General features: G+C 45.4%; 3 protein-coding genes. All 3 read left to right on the top strand.

The window, feature by feature from the left end; all coding sequences use genetic code 11:
• Positions 1 to 612: MotA/TolQ/ExbB proton channel family protein (locus A3756_RS18200; RefSeq protein WP_068554181.1), on the top strand; the 612-nt coding region annotated here is incomplete at its 5' end.
• A 58-nt stretch (positions 613 to 670) separates the two neighbouring features.
• Positions 671 to 1,267 (top strand): biopolymer transporter ExbD, encoded by a 597-nt coding sequence (locus tag A3756_RS18195; protein ID WP_068553966.1) that lies wholly within the window; start codon positions 671 to 673, stop codon positions 1,265 to 1,267.
• On the top strand, positions 1,264 to 1,658 hold a 395-nt coding region (locus A3756_RS18190), incomplete at its 3' end, for a biopolymer transporter ExbD (protein WP_068554179.1). The genes A3756_RS18195 and A3756_RS18190, both read left to right, overlap by 4 nt.

Here is a 1,658-nt window from a genome sequence, read left to right as displayed (position 1 = left end):
ATTGAACGCTATGTTTACCTGAGTGTCGCTAAGCGTAATAACCGCCAGGACTTTAATAAGCTTCACCGTATGATTAGCGGGAAGGACTTTAAGTCGGCTGTAAAGTTTGCTTCTTCGTCTAAGACCGCCATGTCGAATATGATCGGTGCGGGTCTGGTTCGATTAGGCCGCAGACAGCCACGTGAAGAAATTGAATATGCGATGGAAGAAGGCTTGCTGGAAACGATGCCGCGTTTAGAAAAACGTACGCAATATCTAGCGACTTTAGCTAACGTTTCAACCTTGCTCGGCTTGTTGGGCACGATCATTGGTTTGATCGCTGCATTTACAGCGGTTGCCTCGGCCGATCCTGCACAAAAAGCTAGCTTGCTATCACAAAGTATTTCAGTAGCGATGAACACGACTGCATTCGGTTTGATTGCGGCGATTCCTTTATTACTCGTTCACTCAGTACTTCAAACAAAGACTAACGAGATTGTCGATAGTTTTGAAATGGCGGGCATTAAAGTGATGAACTTATTAAGTGACCGATCAGCTTCGGTTCCAGCACCTGCTAAGGCTACACAGTCGCCAAGTGCTGACTCAGGGCTTAATGCGGCAGCCGCTGTTTAGTTGGTCTTTGTAAACCAACTTTATTGATCAATCCTTAGCGAAATAGGCAGACTCGACTATGAAACGCAAACATCGACGCTTACGAAGTGAAGCAGATCTGGATATCACGGCATTTATGAATTTAATGATCGTGCTTGTACCAATCTTGCTGATCAATATGATCTTTGCTCATACGAGTGTACTTGAGTTGAACTTTCCAACTCAAGACCAAAGCTCAGCTCAGGATGATGAGTCATTGCAGTTACAGGTAATGATTCTGGAAGATAAGTTGGTGGTTGCCGACAATAAAGGCGGTGTGATTAAGCAAATAGATAGTTTAAAGCGGAATTCAGTTGCAAATAATAGCTCTGACAACGCGGCCGTAAGTACTGGGGCTTACGACTTTGCGATGTTAGGGCAAGTGATGCAGGAGCTGAAATCGCGTATTCCGGAAAAGAAAGATATTACTGTCATGGCACGAAAAGACACTTCCTATCAGACCTTGGTGTCTGTGATGGATAAGGTGCGATCTTACCGTACCGTTGTTGCGGGAAGTGTAGTGAATGCCGAGTTATTCCCGGAAGTGTCGATAGCCGATGCGCCGGAAGTTGTTGATGCAAACGAAAGTGTTGCGGATGCCAAGACCGAATTAACTGATGGGAAGGTTAGATCATGAAAACATCAGCAAAAGCCAAGCGTATCCAGCGTCACCAACGCCGTAGTAAGAATCAGGGTAAGTTAAACCTGGTATCCTTGATGGACATCTTTACGATTCTTGTGTTTTTCTTGATGGTAAATTCCTCAAGTGATGTACAAGTATTGAACCAGAACAATATGGTCAAGCTTCCGGTTTCTAATGCTGATCAAATGCCAAAAGATGCGCTGGCATTAGCCGTGACTCACGACGATATTCTTGTCGGTGGCCGAGCGATCGTTAAAGTCGCCGAGCTTCGTGAATTTCAAGGAGAGGTAGAACCTCTGCTTAAGGCTGAGTTAGACTATCAGGCTTCAAAGTCTAACAGCGCAGTCGCGCCAGAAGGGCGTCCAATCACTATCGTTGCCGATCG

Source organism: Oleiphilus sp. HI0086 (assembly GCF_001635225.1).
The sequence above is the reverse complement of the archived record's forward strand: the minus strand, read 5'-3'. Positions and strand labels throughout refer to the sequence as shown.